General features: G+C 37.4%; 25 protein-coding genes and 1 other annotated feature. Of the genes, 5 read left to right on the forward strand and 20 right to left on the reverse strand.

What is annotated here, in order from left to right:
* Positions 1 to 15 precede the first annotated feature (15 nt).
* Together ACZ5R4_RS05090 and ACZ5R4_RS05095 are read right to left on the reverse strand one after the other, a co-directional pair.
* Positions 16 to 1,482 (reverse strand): potassium/proton antiporter, encoded by a 1,467-nt coding sequence (locus tag ACZ5R4_RS05090; RefSeq protein ID WP_109983952.1) that lies wholly within the window; start codon positions 1,480 to 1,482, stop codon positions 16 to 18.
* Between the two features lie 17 nt (positions 1,483 to 1,499).
* Positions 1,500 to 2,054, reverse strand: a complete 555-nt coding sequence (locus ACZ5R4_RS05095; protein WP_277679822.1) for a tyrosine-type recombinase/integrase — start codon at positions 2,052 to 2,054, stop codon at positions 1,500 to 1,502.
* Between the two features lie 169 nt (positions 2,055 to 2,223).
* On the opposite strand from ACZ5R4_RS05095, the gene ACZ5R4_RS05100 reads away from it, so the two are divergent.
* Positions 2,224 to 3,531 (forward strand): TolB family protein, encoded by a 1,308-nt coding sequence (locus ACZ5R4_RS05100; RefSeq protein WP_464368151.1) that lies wholly within the window; start codon positions 2,224 to 2,226, stop codon positions 3,529 to 3,531.
* Positions 3,532 to 3,550: 19 nt separating this feature from the next.
* Entirely contained in the window at positions 3,551 to 4,192 is a 642-nt protein-coding gene (locus ACZ5R4_RS05105) for a cysteine hydrolase family protein (protein WP_464368152.1), read from the forward strand.
* Positions 4,193 to 4,379: 187 nt separating this feature from the next.
* Here ACZ5R4_RS05105 and ACZ5R4_RS05110 read toward each other — a convergent pair whose 3' ends face one another.
* From ACZ5R4_RS05110 to ACZ5R4_RS05145, 8 genes are all read right to left on the reverse strand, one after another.
* Complete coding sequence (locus tag ACZ5R4_RS05110) at positions 4,380 to 4,604, reverse strand: helix-turn-helix domain-containing protein (protein WP_054859055.1); 225 nt, start codon at positions 4,602 to 4,604, stop codon at positions 4,380 to 4,382.
* A gap of 177 nt (positions 4,605 to 4,781) precedes the next feature.
* Positions 4,782 to 5,438: a TetR family transcriptional regulator gene (locus ACZ5R4_RS05115; RefSeq protein WP_054859054.1), complete on the reverse strand. Its 657-nt coding sequence runs from the start codon at positions 5,436 to 5,438 to the stop codon at positions 4,782 to 4,784.
* A 10-nt stretch (positions 5,439 to 5,448) separates the two neighbouring features.
* Positions 5,449 to 6,474, reverse strand: a complete 1,026-nt coding sequence (locus tag ACZ5R4_RS05120) for an ABC transporter permease (RefSeq protein ID WP_277679826.1) — start codon at positions 6,472 to 6,474, stop codon at positions 5,449 to 5,451.
* Positions 6,474 to 7,190 (reverse strand): ABC transporter ATP-binding protein, encoded by a 717-nt coding sequence (locus ACZ5R4_RS05125; protein WP_464368153.1) that lies wholly within the window; start codon positions 7,188 to 7,190, stop codon positions 6,474 to 6,476. The genes ACZ5R4_RS05120 and ACZ5R4_RS05125 overlap by 1 nt, the downstream gene beginning before the upstream one ends.
* Before the next feature lie 143 nt (positions 7,191 to 7,333).
* Complete coding sequence (locus tag ACZ5R4_RS05130) at positions 7,334 to 7,561, reverse strand: hypothetical protein (RefSeq protein ID WP_464368154.1); 228 nt, start codon at positions 7,559 to 7,561, stop codon at positions 7,334 to 7,336.
* Between the two features lie 24 nt (positions 7,562 to 7,585).
* Entirely contained in the window at positions 7,586 to 8,347 is a 762-nt protein-coding gene (gene sdhB, locus ACZ5R4_RS05135) for a succinate dehydrogenase iron-sulfur subunit (protein ID WP_464368155.1), read from the reverse strand.
* 17 nt (positions 8,348 to 8,364) lie between these two features.
* A complete protein-coding gene (gene sdhA / locus ACZ5R4_RS05140; protein WP_464368156.1) occupies positions 8,365 to 10,116 on the reverse strand; it encodes a succinate dehydrogenase flavoprotein subunit in 1,752 nt (583 codons plus the stop codon).
* Positions 10,117 to 10,157: 41 nt separating this feature from the next.
* Positions 10,158 to 10,766: a succinate dehydrogenase cytochrome b558 subunit gene (locus tag ACZ5R4_RS05145; RefSeq protein ID WP_109983944.1), complete on the reverse strand. Its 609-nt coding sequence runs from the start codon at positions 10,764 to 10,766 to the stop codon at positions 10,158 to 10,160.
* A gap of 485 nt (positions 10,767 to 11,251) precedes the next feature.
* Here ACZ5R4_RS05145 and ACZ5R4_RS05150 point away from each other — a divergent pair, with 485 nt between their 5' ends.
* Positions 11,252 to 11,686, forward strand: coding sequence for a DUF2507 domain-containing protein (locus tag ACZ5R4_RS05150; RefSeq protein ID WP_277678754.1), 435 nt, complete (start codon positions 11,252 to 11,254; stop codon positions 11,684 to 11,686).
* An 82-nt stretch (positions 11,687 to 11,768) separates the two neighbouring features.
* Here the strand turns inward: ACZ5R4_RS05150 and uvrC are convergent, their stop codons facing one another.
* From uvrC to zapA, 7 genes are all read right to left on the reverse strand, one after another.
* Positions 11,769 to 13,553, reverse strand: a complete 1,785-nt coding sequence (gene uvrC, locus ACZ5R4_RS05155) for an excinuclease ABC subunit UvrC (RefSeq protein WP_109983942.1) — start codon at positions 13,551 to 13,553, stop codon at positions 11,769 to 11,771.
* An 88-nt stretch (positions 13,554 to 13,641) separates the two neighbouring features.
* Positions 13,642 to 13,956 carry a thioredoxin gene (trxA, locus tag ACZ5R4_RS05160; protein WP_277678752.1) on the reverse strand — a complete coding sequence of 105 codons (315 nt, stop codon included), beginning with the start codon at positions 13,954 to 13,956 and terminating at the stop codon, positions 13,642 to 13,644.
* A gap of 178 nt (positions 13,957 to 14,134) precedes the next feature.
* Complete coding sequence (locus tag ACZ5R4_RS05165) at positions 14,135 to 14,542, reverse strand: DUF350 domain-containing protein (RefSeq protein ID WP_054789316.1); 408 nt, start codon at positions 14,540 to 14,542, stop codon at positions 14,135 to 14,137.
* Positions 14,543 to 14,577: 35 nt separating this feature from the next.
* On the reverse strand, positions 14,578 to 16,929 hold the full coding sequence (locus ACZ5R4_RS05170; RefSeq protein ID WP_109983941.1) for an endonuclease MutS2: 2,352 nt from the start codon (positions 16,927 to 16,929) through the stop codon (positions 14,578 to 14,580).
* Between the two features lie 17 nt (positions 16,930 to 16,946).
* A complete protein-coding gene (polX, locus tag ACZ5R4_RS05175; RefSeq protein ID WP_464368157.1) occupies positions 16,947 to 18,662 on the reverse strand; it encodes a DNA polymerase/3'-5' exonuclease PolX in 1,716 nt (571 codons plus the stop codon).
* A 70-nt stretch (positions 18,663 to 18,732) separates the two neighbouring features.
* Positions 18,733 to 19,278 (reverse strand): CvpA family protein, encoded by a 546-nt coding sequence (locus tag ACZ5R4_RS05180; protein ID WP_054859047.1) that lies wholly within the window; start codon positions 19,276 to 19,278, stop codon positions 18,733 to 18,735.
* Positions 19,279 to 19,285: 7 nt separating this feature from the next.
* Entirely contained in the window at positions 19,286 to 19,546 is a 261-nt protein-coding gene (gene zapA / locus ACZ5R4_RS05185) for a cell division protein ZapA (protein WP_054859046.1), read from the reverse strand.
* Positions 19,547 to 19,720: 174 nt separating this feature from the next.
* Between zapA and rnhC the strand changes: the two genes are divergently transcribed.
* A complete protein-coding gene (gene rnhC, locus ACZ5R4_RS05190; protein WP_109983939.1) occupies positions 19,721 to 20,656 on the forward strand; it encodes a ribonuclease HIII in 936 nt (311 codons plus the stop codon).
* A 152-nt stretch (positions 20,657 to 20,808) separates the two neighbouring features.
* Here rnhC and pheT read toward each other — a convergent pair whose 3' ends face one another.
* The 3 genes from pheT to ACZ5R4_RS05205 all read right to left on the reverse strand — a co-directional run bounded on the left by pheT (position 20,809) and on the right by ACZ5R4_RS05205 (position 25,378).
* Positions 20,809 to 23,238: a phenylalanine--tRNA ligase subunit beta gene (pheT, locus tag ACZ5R4_RS05195; RefSeq protein ID WP_464368158.1), complete on the reverse strand. Its 2,430-nt coding sequence runs from the start codon at positions 23,236 to 23,238 to the stop codon at positions 20,809 to 20,811.
* 15 nt (positions 23,239 to 23,253) lie between these two features.
* Complete coding sequence (gene pheS / locus ACZ5R4_RS05200) at positions 23,254 to 24,288, reverse strand: phenylalanine--tRNA ligase subunit alpha (protein WP_109983937.1); 1,035 nt, start codon at positions 24,286 to 24,288, stop codon at positions 23,254 to 23,256.
* A gap of 52 nt (positions 24,289 to 24,340) precedes the next feature.
* Positions 24,341 to 24,577: a binding site (T-box leader), on the reverse strand.
* A 63-nt stretch (positions 24,578 to 24,640) separates the two neighbouring features.
* Positions 24,641 to 25,378 (reverse strand): TrmH family RNA methyltransferase, encoded by a 738-nt coding sequence (locus ACZ5R4_RS05205; RefSeq protein ID WP_109983936.1) that lies wholly within the window; start codon positions 25,376 to 25,378, stop codon positions 24,641 to 24,643.
* Positions 25,379 to 25,492: 114 nt separating this feature from the next.
* On the opposite strand from ACZ5R4_RS05205, the gene sspI reads away from it, so the two are divergent.
* Entirely contained in the window at positions 25,493 to 25,699 is a 207-nt protein-coding gene (sspI, locus tag ACZ5R4_RS05210; protein ID WP_054859045.1) for a small acid-soluble spore protein SspI, read from the forward strand.
* The last annotated feature ends 116 nt before the right edge of the window (positions 25,700 to 25,815 follow it).

Here is a 25,815-nt window from a genome sequence, read left to right on the forward strand (position 1 = left end):
AATCACTCCATACCGCTATACTTTTAGTAACTTGTTCAGTGCTTTTTTACTTCTTTTGGAAGTTAAAATATATAATATATCGCCGACCTCGATTTGTGAATCTCCTGAAGGTGTTATCAAATCTTCCTCTCGGATAATTGCATTAATTAATACATCATCTGGAAAATCTATTTCTTTTATTCTACTTCCCTTTACAAAAGATTCTTCATTTACTACATATTCAATTATTTCGGCATTTGCTTTTCCTATAGAGACAAGCTCTAAGGTGTGACTTGGTTCTACTTTAGTTGGACCAGTTAGCTTTAATTTCTCAGCAAAGGTAGAAATCGTAGAACCTTGCAATAAAGTCGAAGTCATCACAACGAAGAATACGACATTGAAGATCATTTGACTATTTTCAACTTCTGCAATCATCGGGAAGGTGGCCAGTACGATTGGAACAGCACCTCGTAGTCCTGCCCAAGACAGGAATAGCTTTTCTCGCCATTTAAAACCCATTTTAGTAATGGATAATAGCACTGCAATAGGTCGTGCAACCAAAATCAAAGTTCCCGCAAGAATAAGACCTTTCCAGATCACATCTAAGGTAAATAACTGAGAAGGAAATACTAAAAGACCTAAAATGACAAACATTAGGATTTGCATTATCCAAGCAAAACCTTCATTGAACTTTAAAATAGAATAGCGATAAGTTAAATCTGTATTTCCGATAATCATTGCAGATAGGTAGACAGCCAATAAGCCACTTGCTCCGATAAAGTCGGTAATACTATAAGCCAATAAGGCAAATGAAACAGCAAAAACAGGATATAACCCACTAGAGTCCAGATTTACGCGATTAATAGCATTTACTGCAAGTTTCCCTAAGATCCAACCAATTAATAAACCCATTCCCATCTGCCAAAAGAATGATCCGATCATCATAATATAGGATGGATCATCGATAGTTAAGATTTCAATGAACGATACCGTCAAAAACACGGCCATTGGATCATTTGAACCAGACTCCACTTCGAGAGTGGCCCCTAATCTTTCCTTAATATTTTGACCTTTTAATACAGAAAATACCGCTGCTGCATCTGTAGATCCGACAATGGAACCAAATAGAAATGCTTCAAACCAGCTAATATCCATGATTAGTTTTGCTGCAACGGCAACGATGGAGGTAGTGAGTAGTACTCCTATTGTTGCAAGAGATAGTGCGGGCTTTGCGACAGATTTAACAGTGGAGAATTTGGTCTGAAGTCCTCCTTCGAATAGAATAATAACAAGGGCAATAACACCGATTAATTGAGCTACTTTGGCGTTGTCAAAATAAATAAACCCTAAGCCTTCACTTCCGCTTAACATACCAACAATGATAAACAATATGAGAGCTGGAACGCCTAATTTTGTTGAAATTTTTGTGGCCAACACACCAATGATTAATAATAATGCTACAACAAAAATAAAGTGTTCAGATGATAGTATCAAATGATCCATAGATTCACTTTCCTTTCCTACAAGTTTACATCAATCATGATAACTGTATCGTTATCGTTTTGAATATCTAAATAGTGCAACGTTTCACTTGCTGTAGAATGATGAAATATTTTTTGCAATAAAGATATGGCAACACCTTTTTTATAAGCATGATAGCCGAAGGTTTTTCTTAGAGTATGTGTGCCAACCTTACCAGTTAAACCAATTTCTTGTGCCTTTTTGTTTATAATTCGATAGGCTTGTTGACGGGTAATGGGGAGATTGCCTTTTTGTGATTTGAACAGGTAGTGATCTGGTTCCATATCATGATTGCTAAAAATATAGTCCTTGAGTGCCTTTTTAGCATTATCGTTTAAAAAATATGGTGGATCACTATTATCAACATGGAGAAAATCATAAAACGTTTGTCCATTCCAAACATGTTTTACTTTGAGATGTAGAAGGTCATTCAATCTAAGCCCAGTGTTAATTCCAACAACAAAAAAAGCATAATCCCTTTTCGATTGCTGAATTAAGAGCTTCTTCATTCTGTTAATTTGATGGATGTCCTTGATCGGATGAACAAATTCCATTTAATCGCCTCTTTAATTGTTACTTAATATTAATTTTAACAAGGTTATGTAACATTATCAAATGATAGTAATGGATAACCTTCATAAAATTTCTGATAACAATTGTTCTATTTGGTATAATTAGGTGTAATATCTATAATATTCAAATTGTAGAATGAGGGATTTCTGTATGAAACGAAAACGCATGCTCTTTGTAACAATTGGTGTGACCATCTTATTATTATCTGGAATGATCCTCTATTCTTTCTTGTTAGGCGATGACCCTCATCGTTATTATACTGGACTGGGAGAAAGTATTAGTCTTTCTTTTGACGATTCAAAACTAACATTTTCCTACTATGAAAACGGCAAAGAATCGATTTATATGGCGAATCCTGATGGTACCAATGTTCAAAAAATAACTAACCCCACTAATCTACAGCATCGTTCGCCTAAGTTCTCACCCAGTGGTGACAAAATTGTCTATTTAAGTGAGGATCAAGAAGGCATTCAATCACTTCGAACGATTACACTAAATAAAAGCAAAGATAGGGAATTAACAGATGAAGAGCTACACGTCAAAGATGCGATTTTTTCACGTGATGGGGATAATATCTATTTTGTTGCCGTCGAGGCGGAAGAGTTTAAAAAAGGTGAGAACTCTAAAGAGGGATTTGATCTTTTCTCTATTGAAACAGCTGGAGGACAAATAACAAAATTGACGGATGCTGATCACTTTTCGATGAATCACCTTTTCCTATCTCCAGATGGAAAGACAATTTATTATAACGAAGTTGATGGGGAGAAGGAACGAATTTATGCCTATTCCATTGAAGACAAAACACGAACTACGGAACCATCTTTTCTTCCTAAGGAATTCGCTAATACCTACTCTTTTTATGAAGCGGAATTGTCCTTAGAAGAAAAACATTTGGCGTTTACAGACGTCTCACAAGAATCTCAATCATTTTTTGAATATGAATTATATATTCTAGATTTGGCTTCAAACAAAATAGAAAAATTGACTAATTTCAGAAAAGCAGTTACTTCTATCGAATTTTTTCATAAAGGTAAAAAAGTTGCTTTTCTAGAAAGTACGAACTGGCCAAAAGAACCGGATAAGTTTACGTTAAAGACAATCGATTTAGTGACACAGAAGTTGGAAACGATTCAGCTCGATGCTCCTAAGACAGCACATAGCATTCGTTTGATCCATTTAATTGATCAAACAATAAACGGCTTTACGATTGCATGTCTCTATATTTTATTGGTGATTTTACTAAGTATATTCTTTCAACATTACCATACGAGCAAAGTTTATCTTCCTTCAATCATTAGCTTTTCTATTGCTGTGATTATCTTTATGTCGAGTATTGCGGTAGCTGTAACGATAAATCCTTGGTACGGTATAGGCATCGGAATATTAGCTGGAGCGATCTTTGGCTGTTCTATTGTTGCGATCATATTTATATTTATTTATAAGCGAATTGTTAAATGATGATAAAGAGGTGCTATGAATGAATTACACAAGTCCAAATTGGAGCAATGCGATATTAATGACGATTGATACTCAAAATGATTTTGTGTTACCTGATGCCCCTGCCCGAATTGATGGCACATGGGAAGTTACATCTAAAATTAGGGAATTATTACAAGTGTTCAGACAAAACAACTTACCAATTCTTCATATAATTCGCCTTTATAAAGCGGATGGCTCCAATGTTGACATTTGTCGCAGAGAAGCGGTAGAAAAAGGTTTCCGTATAGCGGTTCCTCATACACAGGGGGCAGAATTAGTTGATGAAATTAAACCAAACAATGAAACTAGATTATGCCCTGATCAATTGCTAAGAGGGAATTTTCAAGAGATTGCTAATGTGGAATGGATTATGTATAAATCTCGTTGGGGTGCTTTTTATAGAACGAATCTAGAGAAATTTTTACGCACTCAAAATATTGATACCATTATTATTAGTGGATGTAATTTCCCAAACTGTCCTAGAACTACCATTTACCAAGCAAGCGAAAGGGACTTTCGAATTGTGATGGCAAAGGATGCAATTTCTCAGACATATGAACGAGGTATAGATGAAATGAGAAATATTGGAGTAAATCTTATGGATACGGTTGAGATTGTACAGTTATTGAGAAATCGTTAGACAAACCTGTCATTCTCATGGTTTAGGAATTAACTGATTTACGGGTATTCATTACTTAATCGAACCAGTAACAAATGCCTTTTTGATGTTCATAGCAATAAATCACTTTTTATTATTTCCGCTTTTAACCTAACAGAAAAACCAGTTATTCCTTTTTCAAGTGAATAACTGGTTTTCGATCATTCCATTAAAGCTCTAGCTCGCCCATGCGCAACAATTCCACCACAGCTTGTGAGCGCCCCTTTACACCCAGCTTCTGCATTGCGTTTGAGATATGATTCCTAACTGTTTTTTGGGAGATAAACAGTTCTTGGGCGATTTCCTTTGTTGTTTTGTCTTGTACTAGTAATTCGAATACTTCTCTTTCCCTTTTTGTTAGTAATTGCTTCGGCTTGTAGTCATTGTCTTTCAAATGTGAACCCCTCCTTGCTAACTTTAGGGCATTGTAATAAGAGGGTATTACTTAGTCACTGTATCATATGTTCACGAGAGAGAAGGTGTGCTCTACAAACGTCTAAATAGGGCAATATTTCGCGAATGTATTCTTCCATTACTTATCATTGAGATTTTATCAACAAAAATCCTTCGATTAAGCTAGTCCTTTTCGAATAAATGCAATCGTATGCTCGATTTCCTCCTCATCCTTCCAATTAGCATCCGGTAAAACAACAAAACGAGTAAAAAGGAAACCAACAACAGAGGCTATCGTTAGACGTAATACAGTATTAATTGGAAAGTCTGCTGAAATCTCTCCTCTTCTCTGAAATTCCTTAATGAAATTAGAAAACTTTGGATATACCTTTTCTACAAAGGTTTGCTGAAAAAAGTGCTGGATTTCCTCCTGGAATGCCATTTCCTGAATAATTATTTTTACTAAATCAACATTACTTTGTACAAATTTAAAGCGATTTCTGATTAATTGCTTTAACAATTCTTCATAGCTTTGATTGGTTGGTGCTTCGAAAACCTCCTTTACAAATCGATCTGCGAAAAATGGTAGAATAAGCTCTGTTGCAAAGGGAGATATAATGGAATAAAGTAGTTCCTTTTTTGTTTTGTAATGCCGGAAAATGGTTCCCTCTGCAACACCTGCTTTTTTAGCAATTTCACTTGTTGTCGTAGATGCAAAGCCTTTTTCAGCAAAAATTTCGATTGCTGCTTGAAGAATTTTAGCTTGTTTATCAGTAACCCTTTTCTCTTGATCACCCATTTTCAAGATCTGTTCAAATAAATGTTCTTGATTCATATATGCACCCCTATAAAGTTCGATGTTTTTTTAATACAACAATATTGAGTAAAAAGAAGACTAATGCAAATCCACATAATACAACTATGTTAAACCAAACATCCTGTAAATGGTAACCCTTTATCATCATATCACTCAAAGCATCTGCCCCGTAAGTTAATGGCATGAAATTACTTAATATTTGAATCCATTTATCCAATGTGTCCAAATTGAAGATGCCAGAGAAGAATACCTGAGGAATAATTACAATCGGAATAAATTGCATGATTTGAAATTCATTGTTTGCAAAAGTAGAGAGTAATATTGCTAGGGTTAGAGCAGTAATAGCAAGTAAAATGGTAACAATTAAAAGCTCCCATACATATCCCACCATATGCATATCTAATATATATACGGAGAAAAGGACAATCAAGATCGATTGCAGGATGGTGAAAGTACCAAATCCTACAACATAACCTACAACCAGTTGCCATCGCTTAATAGGTGTCGATAACAGCTTCACTAATGTTCCTTGTGTTCGCTCCCTTAAGAACGAAATCCCACCGAGAATAAACACAAAGAAAAAAACAAAGAATCCAATTAACACTGGACCAACTCGGTCAAATAAACCTAAATCACTTGAGCCATATAAGAATTCAACCTTAGGCTCAGTACCTTTCTGGTTATTATCCATTGATTGGAGTGCTTCCTCGACCACTTGCATCACTGTACTATTTTTATTCGAGTCACTGCCTTCTAATAAAATAGCTGGTTGCTCATTTTCCATGCTAATATATGCATCTAGCTCTTCGCTTTTCATTAAGGATATTGCTTCTTCTCGGTCTAATTTTAACAATTCCTCACTATTATCACTAATAGATTCAATGATTGGATTAGGTAAATTATCATACCCTATTAATGGTTTATAGTCTGAACCATTAAAAACTAACCAAACAAGAAAAAGTAACAACATTGGCGCTAATAGCATCAGTGCTAAAGAACGCTTATCTCTTTTAAACTGACTAACAATTCGCTTTACTATCGCTCCTACTGCCATTAGAGTACACCCCCGTCTTTTAGAAAGACATCTTCAATTGTTTCTACTTGATATTGTTTTTTTAATTCAAGAGGAGTGCCACTCGCTACAATCCTGCCATCACGCAATAGCGCAAGCTGATCACATTTATCTGCTTCATCCATCACATGTGTCGTCACAACGATCGTAACACCATTTTGTTGAAGTTTGCGAAATTCATCCCAAATCGATTTACGTAAAAGTGGATCAATTCCAACAGTGGGTTCATCTAATAATAATATTCTTGGCTCATGCAACAGGGATATAGCTAGCGATAAACGTCTTTTCATCCCTCCTGAAAATTGAGAAATGGGCTTTTTAAGGTGATTTTCCAAATTAACAGCTCTAGCAGCTTCTTTCATTTTTTTTTGTAAAATCTTTTTATTTACCTGATAGATTGAGCCAATAAACTCCATGTTCTCCCATGCAGTTAGTTCTTGGTATAGAGCATCAGATTGTGCCATAAAACCAATTTTGTGAAGAACCTTGAATGATGGAACTTTTGTATTGTCAACAATAATCGTACCTTTCGTTGGCCTGAGCATGCCCACAATCATATTAATAAGAGTCGTTTTACCAGCACCCGAGGGTCCTAATAAACCATAAATTTTCCCTTTCTCTATTTTCAAATCAACATCCTTCAATACTTTTTCCTTACCAAATTGATGGGAGACATTATCAATTTGTATAATACTCATATTTTCACCTTCTTATCATATAATGAGTGATTACTCACTTTAATTGTAATTGAATATTTTGGATTGTCAACATTTAATACAAAAATAATTAGTATATTTTCTGAAGATTTTTGGGAGTGCTATTCTTTTTTGCAACTCTCCGCTTATTCTTGCAAGTTGCCTCTCTTTTTTTGCAACTTTCCACTTATTCTTGCAAGTTGCCTCTCTTTTTTTGCAACTTTCCACTTATTTTTGCAAGTTGCTTCTCTTTTTTGCAACTTTCCACTTATTTTTGCAAGTTGCCTCTCTTTTTTTGCAACTTTCCACTTATTTTTGCAAGTTGCCTCTCTTTTTTTGCAACTCTCTAATTCAATAAGAAAAGCCTTCCCCATTAACTGGAGAAGGCTTCTTTAATCTTAATAAGCATGATCGCTTCCGAAAAAGTTTTTAAATGATTGGATATTTGTATCACGATTTAATGCAGCGATTGAAGTAGTTAATGGAATTCCTTTAGGACAAACCTGCACACAGTTTTGTGAATTTCCACAGCCTGAAATGCCTCCGTCTTCCATTAGTGCTTCTAATCGCTCTGATTTATTCATATCGCCTGTTGGGTGTGCATTAAACAGACGTACTTGTGATAAAGGAGCTGGTCCGATAAAGTCTGATTTGCTGTTGACGTTAGGACATGCTTCGAGACAAACACCACAAGTCATACATTTGGATAATTCATACGCCCATTGACGTTTTTTCTCAGGCATTCTTGGGCCTGGCCCTAAATCGTAAGTACCATCGATTGGAATCCATGCTTTTACTTTCTTTAAGGATTCGAACATTCGACTACGGTCTACCACTAAGTCACGTACAACCGGAAAGGTAGTCATAGGTGCAACTCGAATTGGGTGCTCAAGTTTATCTACAAGTGTAGAACATGCTTGTCTAGGTTCCCCATTAATGACCATGGAACATGCGCCACAAACCTCTTCAAGACAGTTGGACTCCCATTGTACTGGGGCAACTGGCTCGCCGGAAGCATTGACTGGATTCTTTTGGGTTTCCATTAATGCTGAGATGATATTCATATTCTTACGATAATTGATCTTAAAGGTCTCCTCATAAGGAGAAGAATCAGGGCTGTCTTGACGTGTTACTTTTAGCGTAATTTTTTCTTCTGCCATCTCTCGCTACCCCCTTTTTATTTCTTCTTCGTGTAGTCACGTTTTCTAGGTGGGATTAATGAAACATCCACATCCTCATACTCAAACTTTGGAGCATTTGTTGTACGATCAAAGGTTGCCTTGGTTGTTTTTAACCATTCTTCATCATTACGATCAGGAAATTCTGGCTTGTAATGTGCCCCTCGACTTTCGTTACGATTATAAGCACCTTGTGTAATCACGCGAGCTAAATGGAGCATATTTTTCAATTGACGAGTAAACATAACACCTTGGTTATTCCATCGTGAGCTATCATTGATGTTAATATTCTCCCAGCGTTCTAATAACTCTTGGATTTTTTCATCCGTTTTTAATAGCTTTGCATTATCGCGTACAACGGTTACGTTATCTGTCATCCATTCTCCAAGCTCTTTGTGGATTTGATAAGCATTTTCTTCTCCTTTCATATTCAACAGTTGATCAAAAGTTGCTTCTTCTTCTTTTAATCTGCTGTCAAATAAGGAGGAAGGGATGTCATCAACGGTTTTTTCGAGTCCGTCAAGATACTTAATGGCATTTGGACCTGCAACCATTCCACCATATATAGAGGACAATAAAGAGTTCGCTCCAAGGCGGTTTGCGCCATGCTGTGTGTAATCACATTCCCCTGCAGCAAAGATTCCTGGTATATTTGTCATTTGATCATAATCTACCCATAGTCCACCCATTGAATAGTGAACGGCTGGGAAGATTTTCATTGGAACCTTGCGCGGGTCTTCCCCTACGAATTTTTCATAGATTTCGATAATACCACCTAGCTTGATATCTAGTTCCTTCGGATCCTTGTGAGAAAGGTCTAAGTACACCATATTCTCCCCGTTAATACCTAACTTCTGATTCACACAAACATCGAATATTTCACGTGTTGCGATATCACGTGGTACAAGGTTTCCATATGCAGGGTATTTCTCTTCAAGGAAATACCATGGTTCTCCGTCCCTGTATGTCCAAAGGCGACCACCTTCACCACGGGCAGATTCACTCATTAGACGCAGTTTATCGTCCCCAGGAATCGCGGTTGGATGAATTTGAATAAATTCACCATTCGCATATATAGCACCTTGTAAATAAAGTGATGCTGCAGCAGAACCGGTATTAATAACAGAATTCGTAGACTTACCAAAGATGATACCAGGTCCACCACTCGCAAAAATCGTTGCATCTGCTTTAAATACTTTCAATTCGTGTGACTTAATATTCTGGCCGACTATTCCACGACCAATTCCTTCATCATCTATTACTGCTGAAATAAATTCCCAGCCTTCGTATTTTGTAACTAATCCTTGTACCTCATAACGACGTACTTGCTCATCTAATGCATATAATAATTGTTGCCCTGTTGTTGCACCTGCATATGCTGTCCGATGATGTTGGGTTCCACCGAAACGTCGGAAATCTAGTAAACCTTCCGAAGTACGGTTAAACATAACGCCCATACGATCCAGCATATGTATAATTCCAGGAGCAGCTTCACACATTGCTTTTACCGGAGGTTGATTTGCTAAGAAGTCTCCTCCATAAACTGTATCATCAAAGTGTACCCATGGGGAATCTCCTTCCCCTTTTGTATTCACTGCACCATTAATACCACCTTGTGCACAAACAGAGTGAGAGCGTTTTACTGGTACAATGGATAATAGGTCAACATGTACCCCTTCTTCTGCTGCTTTAATGGTGGCCATTAACCCTGCTAGACCACCACCAACAATAACAATATTGCGATCACTCATTCCCATACTCACTCCTTTTTACTTCCATAAATAACAATCTCTTATACAAATGCGAATAATGCTCGAACACCAATATATGTTACTGCTAGGAAAACTAAAATCGTTGCATATGTAGCGATTTTTTGTGAACGAGGTGTTACTGTAATTCCCCAACTTACTAGGAAGCTCCATAATCCATTCGCAAAGTGAAAAGTTGTGGAAACAACACCAAGAATATAAAATCCAAACATAGCAGGATTTGATAAGATATCTTCCATCAAGCTATAGTCAAGTTCTACATTTCCTAGCCCTATCTGAATTCGTGTCTGCCAAACATGCCATACAATAAATATTAGGGTGATAATTCCTGTAATACGTTGTAAAAAGAACATCCAGTTTCGAAAGAATCCGTAGCGACTAACATTGTTTTTAGCAACGAATACGATATACACTCCTAATACTGCATGAAAGAGAATCGGCAAAAAGATGATGAGAAGCTCTAATGCATAACGGAACGGTAATGATTCCATAAAATGTGCTGCCTTATTGAAGCTTTCTGGACCGTAAACGGCAAAATGGTTCACAACTAAATGCTGTATTAAGAAGATCCCTATTGGTATTACCCCTAGTAGTGAATGCAATCTGCGATAAAAGAATTCCCTATTCTCCACTCGTTTGTACCCCCCTCTAATATAGATAATTACTCTCCAACATACGATTTCTAAAACGCTTAAAATGAAGCGCTTTACATCTCGTTAGGAATGGCACAGCCTGTTAATCATTCTGTACAAGCTTTTTTTAACCGTTATTCTCTTTCGTTTCTTTTCCTACTTATTACGAGACAAACCCATCCAAAGAAATTCGTATATTGTCACCACAACTATTGTACTTCTATCAGGAAAAAGCGTCAAGAAAACGAGCGGTATTTCGAATGATTAATTGTCGAATTATTAAGGATTTTACTTAGAATGAAAGAAAATTCATTAACTATTATGAAAAGTTTATTGCAGAAAAAAGGGAAAAAGGTGATAATGGAATTATCGGAAATAATGAATATCTTTTCAGCATGTTAGTACCTATTTCACGAGAAGAATATAATTCGAATCTAACTGATAGGGAATTGTCTAACAGAGGCAGTAAAGAGAGGGGAACTATTTTGACAGAAAAAGAAACCAACATCGCAACCATTCTAGCAAACCTTCAAACAACAAGTAGTGGTTATGATTTATTAAGATACATAGGCTTACCTGATATGTTTGGTAAGGAAACTGATTTTATCTTATATATTTTAGGGAAAAATTTAGCAAGGAAAAGTGAATGGATTTCAACCGAAGAGCTTCAAGAATTCTTTCTTCATGTCGGATGGGGCGAGCTTTTCCTCGTAAAAGAAAAGCGCAGAGGCTATATTTTTGAATTAGCTGGTGAAATTGTTCGATCTAGATTAGAAACAATTCAACAAATTGAATTTCAAATTGAAGCCGGCTTTCTAGCGGATGCAATGGAGCAAATTACGAAAAAAGATTGTGAATGCTTACCTGAAATTAAAAAAGGACAAGTATTTCTCCATGTTATGTACATGGAAAAAAAATAAAAAAGTGACCTTTTCGAACAAGAACCTCCGGACCAAATGGTCCGGAGGCTTGTTATGAACTATCGTTTTACTAAGTAATGTGCTAACTTCCTTTTTCTTCATTTAATTTCGTGATAATATTATTGGCGATAGCTTCTGGAATACCTAGCCTTACAATGTCTTCAATCGTTGCTGCTTTTATTTCATTTAAAGATTTGTAATGAGTTAATAGAAGCTTCTTCCGCTGAGCACCAACGCCTGGTATATCATCTAACTGAGAACGAAATGCACTTTTCCCTCTGAGCTGTCGATGAAAGGTAATCGCGAATCGATGAACCTCGTCTTGAATGCGCTGAATAAGATAAAATTCATGAGAACGTCGATCTAAATCTACTACTTGGACAGGATGCCCATATAATAGCTCACTCGTTCGATGCTTATCATCTTTAGCTAGGCCACATAGTGGTATATCCAAGCCGAGTTCATTTTCTAACACATCTAAAGCAGCTGACATTTGTCCTTTTGCCCCATCTACTAAAATTAAATCTGGTAGAGGATTTCCTTCCTTTAATAGTCTGGTATACCTTCTGCGCATCACTTCCCGCATCGTATCATAATCATCAGGACCCTCTACTGCTTTAATTTTATATTTTCGATACTCTTTTTTTGCGGGCTTTCCATCCATAAATACGACCATAGCAGAAACTGGATCAGTACCTTGTATATTCGAATTATCGAAGGCTTCAATTCGATAAGGTGTCTCAATATTTAAAGCTTCTCCTAACCTCTCTACAGCCTTAATTGTTCTTTCTTCATTTTGCTCTATTATGCTGAATTTCTCTTTTAAAGCTATTTCTGCGTTCTTTGTTGCGAGTTCGACTAATTCCTTCTTTCGACCACGCATAGGTATGTGAACATCTACTTCTAATAATTCCTTCAGCAAATTCGCATCTGTTGGGAGGGGTACGAGCACTTGCTTTGGCTTAGGGTGATGGTGATGTAAATAAAAACTACCAACGAAACTGAGAAATGTCTCCTCGGCATCGTCAAAGAAAGGAAATAATGAAACATCTCGTTCAATTAGTTTTCCTTGTCTGATAAAAAAGACTTGAACACACATCCAGCCTTTGTCATAACTAAAGCCAAACACATCACGATTTAGCTGATCATTCATGGTCATTTTCTGTTGTTCCATTACTGATTCAATATGTTGAATGAGATCTCGGAGTTCTTTTGCCCTTTCAAAGTTCATATCATCAGAGGCTTGGAGCATTTTCGTTTTTAATTCTTTCTTGATTTCACGATGACCACCATTTAAAAAACTAGCTACTTCTTGAACAATCTTCTGATATTCCTCTTTCGTAGGAGGATTTTCAGAGCATGCTAAGCATTGATTCATATGATAATACAAACAATGTCTTCCTTTTGGATTATTGCATTTTCGTAAAGGATATAAACGATCTAATAATTTCTTCGTTTCTCGAGCCGCTAGGACGTTCGGATATGGACCAAAATATTTACCTTTATCCTTCTTCACCTTGCGGGTTACAATTAATCTAGGATGCCGTTCATTGGTAATTTTAAGAAAAGGATACGATTTATCATCTTTTAATAGAACATTATACTTTGGATCATATTTTTTGATTAAGTTCATCTCTAATATCAATGCTTCGATTTCCGAGCTTGTGACAATATACTCAAAGTCATGAATTTCTCGGACAAGACGTTGTGTTTTTTGATCATTTGCACCAATAAAGTATGATTTTACTCGATTGCGAAGCATTTTTGATTTACCTACATAGATCACCGTTCCATGCTTATCCTTCATTAGGTAACAACCAGGTTGAGCCGGTAATACTGCTAGTTTCTCCTTTATCCATTCATTCATCTATCATCACCTTCTTACGTACAATATAAATACCCCTTATTATAGCATAAAAGCTATCACAAGGGGTATCATACGTTCAGATTTAAAATTATGCGTGTTTGTTAATAAGCTCAACAAGTGCTTCTTTCGGTTGATATCCAACAACTTGATCTACTACTTCTCCATCCTTGAAAAGCAATAAAGTTGGAATACTCATAACCCCAAATTTGCCAGCTGTTTCTTGGTTTTCATCCACATCTAATTTTACGATTTTCACGGAATCGCTCATTTCGCTATCTATTTCCTCAAGCACAGGTGCAATCATTTTACAAGGTCCACACCAAGTTGCCCAAAAATCAGCTAATACTAAGCCTTCACTCGTTTCAGTATTAAACGTAGTATCGGTCGCTTTTACAATTGCCATGCTGTTTCCTCCTTTGCATTTGAAAATTTCTCCTATAGTATAACACCATTGAGGAATAACTTACTAATACTTTGCTTATTCTTCAAATTTGCAGGACATAGTATACCCCGACAATTAAAAAAATTGCTGCAATCACCATCAACACATATGCTAATGTTTTCAATATGGCCACTCCTTTTTATCCAATACTTGAACCGATGACAAAGGAGAGACCGACAGAAATAACCATCGAGATAAAGCCGACAGCACGGTTGTCGTTGGCGATTTCATGATCGATTTTATAGGTAGGTGTTAAAAATTCAAAAATGAAATAACCAAATAATAATAAGACAAACCCAAAGAATCCCCATGTCATACTTTCAATGAGTGTATCATTGTGCTCAATAGAATAACGGAATATGTTGGCAATACCGAAAATTTTCCCACCTGTTGCCATTGCTACACTCAAATTTCCATTTTTAATTTCGTCCCAATTTTTATAGGATGTAACCAGTTCAAAAATGACTAGAAATACGATCAGACATAGTATGGCAACACTATATCTTGCTGCCGTTTCCACAAATATATTTCCCCAAAAACCCGTCAATGGCACCTTCCTCCTAACTTTTATGAATTTCACATCTACTTAAGCTCTAAAACAGTAACTCCCAGTCCTCCTTCATTCATTTCTCCGTCTCGTGCACTCCGTATTCGTGAGTGTTTTCGAGCAAAATCACGAACACCTTTTCGCAAAGCTCCTGTTCCTTTTCCATGAATAATCGACACCTTATTATAGCCTGCAAGTAAAGAATCGTCTATATACTTTTCCAACTGTTGGAGGGCATCCTCATATCGCTCCCCACGCAAATCCAATTCTGGTTTGACATGATAGTGTGCCCCTCTAACTGTTGCTAAAGGTTTTTCAACCTTTGGTTCCTCTCTCCTAATAAAAAGTAGATCCTTTCGTTTTGCTTTTAATTTCATGATACCAACTTGCACTTGAAATTCATTCTTACCAGATTGTTCGATGATCGTTCCTTTTTGATCAAGGGTCAATAGTTTCACTTCATCTCCTGGCTTTAATTCCTTTGCCTTGTTTTCGTCAAAATTATTACTCGTTTGTTTTGTTTCTTTTTTTGATAAGTCGGGTTGCGCTTCATCTAACAGCTTTTTCGCTTCAATCCATTCATGTTCCTTCCACTCTGACTCTGTTCGCATATTCCGCAAATCGGCCACAATCAATTCCGCTTCCTCACGTGCTTTCTCCAAGGCTTTCTCTGCTTTTTCTTCTGCCTTCTTGTAGAGGCTTTGGCGTTGTTGTTCAAACTTCTGCCATTGTTGCTCCAAATCTCGTTTTAACTGTTCCGCTTCTATTAATAGATCCTCTGCTTCTTTATAATCTGTCTCTGCTTTTCGTCTAGTCGTTTCTAATGAAGCAATCATATTCTCGACACTTCTAGAATCCGTACCGACCTGACTTTTTGCATTTTCAATAATAAGTGGATCTAATCCAAGTCGTTTAGATATTTCAAATGCATTACTACGACCAGGCACACCAATCAATAAACGGTAGGTAGGCTTTAATGTCTGAATATCAAATTCAACCGATGCATTCGTTACCCCTTTGCGATTATATCCATATGCCTTTAATTCAGGATAATGGGTCGTTGCTATTACTCTTGCTCCTACCTGAATGACATGATCTAATATCGACATAGCAAGTGCAGCCCCTTCTTGAGGATCTGTACCTGCACCAAGCTCATCGAACAATAACAAGGATTGTTCATCAAAGCCTTGTAGTATATCAACAATATTGGTCATGTGAGAAGAGAAAGTACTTAAGCTTTGTTCAATAGATTGCTCATCTCCAATATCGGCAAAAACATTGGAAAAAACAGCGAGTTCACAGCCATCCAGTGCTGGAATCTGCAAACCAGATTGTGCCATAAGGGTGCATAGCCCTACCATTTTTAGCGTAACGGTCTTTCCCCCAGTGTTAGGTCCTGTAATGACAATGGCTGTATAATCCGTACCTAGTTCAATGTCATTGGCAACAACCTCCTCACTTGGAATAAGTGGATGTCGTGCTTGCTTCATCTTAATTCGACCAAGATCGTTCATTTTTGGTCTACTTGCTTTCATTTGATGACTAAGCTTCGCTCTCGCAAAAATAAAGTCTAATATAGCTAATACTTCAGCATTTTGTAGTAAAAAGCTCTCATCTGCTGCAATTCGAATAGATAACTCCTTTAAAAGACGTTCAATTTCTCGCTTTTCTTCGACTTTTGTTGATGATAAATCGTTGTTTAATTCCACAACAGATTGAGGCTCCATAAACAAGGTGGCACCTGAAGATGATTGATCATGTACGATTCCACCAATCGCAGAACGATATTCTGCTTTAACTGGTAATACGTAACGGTCATTACGGATAGTAATGATCGAATCAGATAGCATTTTGGATTTCGTTCGTGTGACATTTTCCAATCTGTCTCTAATTTTATTTTCATTTGTACGGATCTTGGAACGTAGACTACGTAATTTATCAGAAGCTCCATCCATCATATGCCCATGATCATCAATACAGCTTTTGATTTCTCGTTCCAATTCATTTAGTGGAACGATTTGATCAGTAAATCGATGGATAATAGGTATTTCTAAATCTTCTATTTGTTCTAGAAACTGTTTTAATTGTTTCCCACCGTAAATTGTGCTAGCAATATCTAAACATTCATGTGTTGTTAGCACACCTCCAATAACCGCTCTTTTGACACTTGGCTTTATATCAAATATTCCTCCTAAAGGAACGTTTCCATTTAATCGGATGACATGAAATGCTTCATCCGTTTCATCCTGCCATTTAACCACTTCTTCTAAATCGGTGGACGGAGCAAGGGAACGGGCTTTTTCTTTACCAAGCGAGGACGCAGCTTGATCAATGAGCTGTTGCTTGATTTTGCTAAATTCCAACACATGAAAGATGCGTTCATTCATGATCAAAACTCCTCTTACTATTTATTTGAGATATAATTTACAATTTCTTCCTTTGACCAACAATTAATAACTGTTTCTTTTGTCAGTCTTCCTCTTCTAGCAGTTCCGCAACCGATAATCATATGATCGAGCATTCCAAAGCTATGGGCATCTGTATTAATCGCGATCTTCACACCTTTTTCTTGGGCTAGCTGGACCCATTTCGCAGCAAGATCTAATCGATTGGGATTGGCGTTCAACTCGAGAATCGTATTCGTCTTTTGAGCTTGATCGATGAGCCATTCCACGTCTAGCTCGTATCCATCTCTTCTTCCGATCAGTCTTCCAGTTGGATGTGCAATCATATCCACATGAGGATTCTCTAACGCCTGTAATAGCCTTGCATGGATTTGATCTTGTGACTGTTGAAAGCTTGAATGGATCGATGCAATCACGAAATCAAGCTCGGCAAGTACGTTATCATCAAAATCGAGCTTTCCATTTGGTAGAATATCCATTTCTGTACCAGCAAATATATGGATATTTGGATATTTTCCCCTTGCATTTTCTATTTCTTTACGCTGTAATCTTAATCTTGTTTCATCAAGACCGTTTGCCACACGCAGGAATTTAGAATGATCCGTGATCGCGATATAATCATAGCCTTTATCTATTGCTCTTTCAACCATTTCATCAATGGATTGAGCACCATCACTCCAAGTAGTGTGCATGTGTAAATCGCCACGAATATCGGTAGCTTTCATAATGGATATTGGTGCTTTTGCAAGCTCTAGTTCATCCGAACCTTCACGCATCTCTGGTGGTACATAATGAAGCCCGAAGCTCCGGAAAAAATCTTTCTCAGAATCAAAGGTTTCCACTTCACCCGTCTCAATATTCTCAACACCATATTCGCTAATTTTTTTCCCTTGTGATTTTGCTAGCTGGCGCATAAGAACATTATGATCCTTAGACCCTGTAAAATGATGTAGTGTTGTCGGGAATTCCTTATCACTAATTAATCGAAAATCAATGCTTATTTCATAGAGGTTTTCTACGACAATCGATACCTTCGTATCACCTGCAGCTATCGTATCAATTCGTTCATCGAATGCAAGCAGTTTTTCTTTTACTACTTCAGGGTTATCCGTTGAAATGATATAATCCAGATCTTTAACCGTTTCGCGCTGACGACGCATACTTCCAGCAATTGAAAAACGGTCGATCTCCTCTATCGTACTCAAATAGGCTTGGAGCTTTTCGACAATAGGTTGTACAACAGCTACTGGTAGCCTTTCGGGTCGTTCATTCCCTTTATCTAAGGCCTCTAATATTTTTTCTTCCGTTTTTTTGCCAAACCCCTTGAGATTTTGAATTTTTCCTTGTTCACACGCTTCCCTTAAAGATTCCGCATCTGTAATATTCAATTCTTGGTAAAGCTTTGCTAATTTTTTCCCTCCTAACCCTTGGAGATGTAGTAGGGGGACTAGTCCGGATGGCACTTCCTTTTCTAATTGTGCTAGTGTTTCGGAGGCTTCCTTTTCGATAAATTCCCCAATTACGGCAGCCGTTCCTTTTCCAACACCTTGTAGCTTTGTAAAATCCCCAATTGCTGAAATCGTTCTTTCGTCCTTTTCGATAGCTTGTGCTGCCTTACGGTAAGCAGAAATCTTGAACGGATTTTCTCCTTTTAATTCAAGAAATGTTGCAATCGTTTCTAAATGTTTAATGACATCTTTTTTATTAACGGACACTTTAATTCTCCTTTCAGGTAGAAGTGCAAAACCCTTGCTAGATTGTAGAAGCAAGGGCATTAAACTTAGTCTATGAAGTTGGATCATTCGAGAACCAAATATCCTTAAGCTTTTCAGATAATACTGGAGTATCTTCAATCATATATGTTGCAAGGGATGATTGATCAATCCAAGCTTGGATTTCGGTTACAGGTGCTAGTGCAATAATATAAAGCACAACAAAAATAACTAAATAGACCTCAATAAAACCTAGAATGGCTCCTAACCATGAATTGAAGATCGATAAGATCGGTAAATCTGCAACAAAATCAAGCATTGTCGCAATAATTTGCAGGACAATTTTCGTCGCGAAAAATAATAAACCAAATGCAATAGCATTATAAAATGCTGCTTCAAGTGGAAATGTATCCAAGAACACTGCCCATGTTCCATCATCAGAAAGCTCTGGGTATGGTATCCATAGTTCCAGTATACCTGCTAGGTCCTTGTAATACATCACTGCGACAATGAAGGCAAGTATGAAGCTTGTTAAGTGTAGCAATTGTAAAATGAAGCCTCTTTTTAGCCCCACTAAAAATCCTAATAAAAGTAAAATAAGAATAACAAAAGTTACCATGACAAATTTATTCCTCTTTCTCCTCGAGAAGATTTTGTAAAACTTCATAATCTTCTTTTAATTTAATGTAATCATTCATTGTATTGACAGCAGTTAAAACTGCTAAGCTTGTCGTATCTAAAGATTTATTCACATCGTGTATTTCTTGCATTTTTTCATCGACTAAGCCTGCGACGCGACGCACATGCTCAGAATTCTCTTTTCCAACAATTTTATATGATCTTCCATATATCTTAACGGTAGTTCGAGATTTATCCGGCTGGGTCACCCATAATACCCCCTCATTGACAATACGTTTCAAGTCATTTCACCTGATTATACTACTTTACCACAGATAACCTTAAAAATAATATTAACATGAAGCAAGCAATTAGAAAACTATTCCGCTAAATTGAATCTTTGTTATAATGATCCTTAGTATAATAGAAGGGACGATATAGTTTTGGCTAATGTTGTCATACAAGTAACAAAAGATAAGCTTGAAGAAATAACTGCTTACTATCAAAATTCGATCATTAAAAAACCTGCCAATACACTGTTTTTAGCCAAAGTGAATGGTACGACCATTAATGCCTATCGATCAGGAAAAGTTATGTTTCAAGGGCAAAATGCGGCAAGAGAAGCAAATAAATGGTCGGAAAGTGGTGCGGTAACTTCTGGATCTGCTAATAAAAGCTCGGTGAATGATCATGGCTACAAGCCACCCACCTCTTTATTTAAAAATGCTCATATCGGTTCAGATGAAGCTGGAACAGGTGATTATTTTGGCCCGATAACAGTCAGTGCCGTTTATGTACCAGACGAAAAAATAACGATACTTAAGCAAATGGGTATAACCGATTCCAAAACTTTAACAGATGATAAAATCGCTATATTGGCAAAGGAGTTAGTAAAGGAAAAAATTCCTTATACATTGCTCACACTAGATAATACAAAATATAATAAACTCCAAAAAAAAGGTTGGAATCAGGGAAAAATGAAAGCAATGCTTCATCACCATGCGATAGAAAAGCTATTAGTTAAAATTGGTGCTGCCCCTTTACACGGGATCTTAATTGATCAATTTTGCCAGCCACTTTCCTATCGAAAGCATATAAGTAGTGAGGGGGCGAAGCTTCAAGAAAATGTTTTTTTCATGACAAAAGCCGAAAGTTACTCAACTTCTGTCGCTGCTGCATCTATTATCGCACGTGCTAAATTTGTTAAGGAAATGGATTTGTTGTCTGAACGATTAGGTGTGACGATACCAAAGGGTGCTTCTTCCAAGGTTGATGAAACGGCTGCCTATCTGATTAAAAAACATGGGCTAGACGTACTATATGATAATGCAAAAATCCATTTCGCAAATACGGACAAGGCGATGAATTATGTAAGGTAATTTTTTTGCGAGTTCTCTAATTTTTTTGCGAGTTCTCTAATTTTTTTGCGAGTTCTCTAATTTTTTTGCGAGTTCTCTAATTTTTTTGCGAGTTCTCTAATTTTTTTGCGAAATAGGGCTGCTATCCTGATCGGATGCTGCCCTATTTCTTGTTATTGACCTCTTAATTCCGCTCCGAATTTTTTGGTTACTTCATCCAAAATCGCTTGATATGATGCTTCGACCTCATCGTCTGTCAGTGTTCTTTCGGGATCTTGATAGAACAAGCTAAAGGCGATGGATTTCTTTCCTGCTTCTAAATGCTCTCCTTGATAAACATCAAACACTTGAATGTCCTTAACGAGTGCACCTCCGGCATGAGCGATGGCTTCTTGTATGTCACCTGCTGCAATTTTTTCGTCGACAACTAATGCAATATCTCTTGTCACACTTGGGAAGCGTGGAATTACAGCAAAGCTTGGCTCATTTTCATGAATTTCCAATACATAATCAAAATCAATATCAAAGACATACGTTTCTTTTAAATCATAGGCTTTTTGCATCAGTGGGTGTAACTGACCAACAAAGCCAATCGCACGATCTCCCATGAATATTTGAGCTGTACGTCCTGGGTGCATGCCTTCTATTTTTGCTTGTTTATAAGTGACTGCAACATTCAATAAATCAAACAATCCTTCAAGAATCCCTTTTGTTACAAAGAAGTCAACCGGCTTTTTCTCTTGCTGCCAAGGATGTGTTACCCACTCACCAGTTAAAACACCTGCTAAGCGTAATTTCTCCTCAGGTTGTTCGGTTATTTTCTTCTCTTTGGAAACAAACACACTTCCTAATTCATAATAGGCGATATTAGCTTGCTTTCGTGCAAGATTATAAGAGGCTGATGCCAGCATTTCAGGTAAAATACTTACACGTAATGTACTATGCTCTTCACTCATAGGCATTGCTAAGGAAACGGTTGAGACTAATCCATCCTTCACCTCTGGACTTACTAACTCCTCAGCCCGTGATGTCGTAGTTAAGGAATAGGTAACTGTTTCAGATAATCCTACACCTTCTAGAAATTGCTTTACCTGACGTTTCAAGGCTTGATTTTTGGTTAACCCTCCAGCTTGAGATCCTCCTTGAGGCAAGGTGAATGGGAGATTGTCATAACCATAAATACGTGCAACCTCTTCTACCATGTCTTCAAAAATAGTGATATCCTGTCGTCTTGTTGGAGCATAAACGGTAAAGGTTTCCCCATTCTGATCATAGTTAAAATGTAACTTTCGTAAAATATCGGCAATTTCCTCATTCGATATATTGGTACCGAGTCGTTCATTAATTTTTGAAGTCCAAATCGTTACCGTCTTCTCGTCATAATCAAGCTGATCAAATTCTACTACTCCGTCTAGTACAGAACCACTCGCATACTCTGCAAGTAATTGACAAGCACGCTCTCCTGCCTTACGGACTCGATTAGGGTCTACCCCTTTTTCAAAACGATTACTTGATTCACTACGAAGATCGAAATCCTTGGAAGCTCTTCTTACCGATTGACCATCAAAATAAGCAGCCTCCAATAAAACAGTAGTGGTGGAATCAGATACCTCTGAATTTGCCCCACCCATCACACCAGCAAGTGCCACTGGCTCCTTACCATTTGTAATAACGAGATGATCCTCTGTAAGCGTTCGGTCCTGATCATCTAATGTCACCATTCTCTCATCATTACTTGCTTTTCGAACGACGACCTCGTTTGAACCAAATTTATCAAAATCAAAAGCATGGAGTGGTTGACCATATTCTAACAATACATAGTTCGTAATATCGACAACATTGTTAATCGGACGGATACCAGCAGCCATTAAATAATTTCTCATCCATAAAGGAGATGGCCCTACTACTATATTCTTAATGATAAACGCGCCATAATACGGGTTCACATCGGGGGCTTCTACATTTACACGAATATGTTCTTCCACTTTTTCTTCGACTGTACGTACGGAGGATTGTGGTAAGCGGATCGGTACATCCAAAATCGCTGCTACTTCATAAGCGACACCAAGCATACTTAATGCATCAGAACGATTTGGTGTTAAGCCTAGTTCTATAATAATATCATCTAAATTCAGTAATTTAGTTACATCTGATCCGATTTCCACATCTTCTGGGAAAACAAATATTCCACTAGTAAATTCTTTTGGTATGAATTTCTCTTCCACTCCTAGCTCTTGCAATGAACAAATCATACCAAAGGATTCGACACCACGCAATTTCGCTTTCTTAATTTTCACATTCCCTGGTAAGACAGCACCAGGCTTCGCAGCTGCTACCTTCTGCCCTTGGGCAATATTTGGTGCGCCACAAATAATTTGTAGGGTTTCATCTCCTACATTTACAAGGCAAAGGTTTAATTTATCCGCATTTGGATGTCTTTCACAGCTTTCCACATAGCCAACTACAACATTCGTTGCAGTGCTTCCGAACCGCTCTATTCCCTCTACTTCTATTCCAGATTTTGTAATGCGTTCCGCTAGCTCTTCTGGAGATAGTTGATCAATATCTACATAATTTTTTAACCAATTTAATGATACTAACATGTCGTAACCTCCTCTTTATGCTTGGTGATATTGCTTTAAGAACCTAACATCATTAGTATAGAAATGACGAATATCATCCACACCATACTTCAACATTGCAATTCTTTCAGGTCCCATTCCGAAAGCAAATCCACTATATTCATTTGGATCATAGCCGGCCATTTCTAATACACGTGGGTGTACCATTCCAGCACCAAGAATCTCAATCCAGCCCGTTTTCTTACATACACTGCAGCCTTCCCCATTACAAACCTTACAAGAGATGTCCATCTCGACAGAAGGTTCCGTAAATGGGAAAAAGCTTGGTCGGAGACGGATTTCGCGGTCTTCTCCAAACATATGCTTGGCAAAACGATCAAGTACCCCTTTTAGGTCACTCATTCGAACATTTTTATCAACGTAAAGTCCTTCAATTTGCGTAAATTGATGAGAGTGTGTAGCATCATCGGTGTCACGACGATATACTTTACCAGGACAAATCATTTTAACAGGACGAGCACCTTGAATAGCATTCATTGTCCGTGCTTGTACTGGTGAAGTATGGGTACGCATTAACAAGTCTTCTGTTATATAAAAAGAATCCTGCATATCTCGAGCAGGGTGTCCTTTTGGTAAATTCAATGCTTCGAAATTGTAGTAGTCTGTCTCTACCTCAGGACCTTCTCGAACCTCAAATCCTAAACCAATGAATAAATCCTCAATTTCTTCGACAATGCTTGTTAACAAGTGGGGCCCACCTACAGCAACTGGACGCCCAGGTAGGGTTACATCAATTTGCTCTTCCGCTAATTGCTTCTCTAATTCAGCTCTTTCCATTGCATCTTTCTTTTCTTCCATCGCATTAGCAATATTTGCTCTAACCGTATTGGCTAATTCCCCGATTATTGGGCGTTCTTCTGGTGATAATTTTCCCATCCCTCGCAAAACCTCAGTAATCGGGCCTTTTTTTCCTAAGTATGCTACTCGAACGTCCTGTAATTCTTTTATCGTTGATGCTTCCTCTACTTTGGAAAGAGCTTCTTGTTCAAGTGCTTGTAGTTGTTCTTTCATCTGTTAAACCTCCTTTTATTTTATAAGAAAAACAAAAAAGCCTCATCCCCAAAAAAGGGACGAGACTATACGTATCGCGGTACCACCCTTGTTGATATAGCAATCACTATATCCACTCGTGTTTTTGATAACGGAAAATTTCCGGTACACCTTTACTCTCACACAGAGGTCCAAGTGTCAGCTCCAGAGTGAAATTCAATAGATGGTCGTTAGAAGCACTTCCAGTCTATGGTGCTTCTTCCCTTGTAAACGATGTGTACCTATTTACTTGCTCCTTCAATGCTTTTATAGGTTTTACTTCATATAGTATAATGAAATGAACGAAATGATGCAAGTCCTAAAATAAATGGTGTTAACCTACTACATAGTACATCAGAATAGCTGCTGCCACACTGACGTTTAACGATTCTGCCTTACCATGGATCGGTATTACTACATTTTCACTAGCTTTGTCCATTATTTCTTTGGAGACCCCAGCTCCTTCATTTCCAACTACAATTGCTATTCTATCTGGTTTTTCAACTTGTTGATATGGCTTGGCTTGTGCAAGTCCTGTCGACCAAATAGGAATACCGTTTGCCTGAAGCTTCTCCATTTCTTTTATTAGATCCGCTTGCATGATATTTAAATGAAAGATAGAGCCTTGAGTGGCACGAATTACTTTGTCATTATATAAATCAACGGTACCTTTTCCTAAAATGACGGTATCAAAACCTGCTGCATCCGCTGTTCGAATCATCGTTCCAACATTGCCGGGATCCTGTACTTCGTCAATTAGTAAAGCTTTATTGCTCAAGGAATCCTGGACGTTTCTTTTTTTAACAACAGCTGCAATTCCTTGAGGTGTTTTCGTCTCTGTAATAGCAGCCATTACATTATCTGACACAGTATATAACGGGTATTGTAACAAGCTTTTTTCTATTTCTATATGTTCTTCATGAATCAAAGCAACAATTTCCCACTCACTTTTGTGTGCTTCTTCGATTAGATGAAAGCCTTCTATCATAAATTTCTCTTGTCGATCTCGTTCCTTCTTCTGTTTAAGCTTACGCCATTCTTTGACCATTTCATTTTTCACTGATGTAATCATTGTTCCCATCCTTGCACCATTTTATTTGAATACTGTCCTGTACCTATCATACATATTTTCTCTAATGATGGTCAAACTATAATGAAAAATGATAAGTTGGAAGGAGTGTAAAGAATGGATCTAAATTTGCGAAAAGCAATAAAATCAAATGTTTCTGGTAATTCTGCCGATCAATTGGAAGCAACGATTGTAGATGCGATTCAAAGTGGTGAAGAAAAAATGCTTCCAGGCTTAGGTGTATTATTTGAATTATACTGGCAAAATGCAAGTGAAGCAGATAAAGATGAGGTATTAAATGCATTAGAGCAAGCGGTAAAGTAATTTGTGTAGTAAAGATGGAGCTCTCTATTAAAAATATGGTGCCCAATTCCAATAGGTATGCCTTATTTTTTAAATAGCTCCATCTTTTCATTTGTAGTCTTTTAGTCATATATTCA

It is taken from the genome of Gracilibacillus sp. JCM 18860, assembly GCF_055395245.1.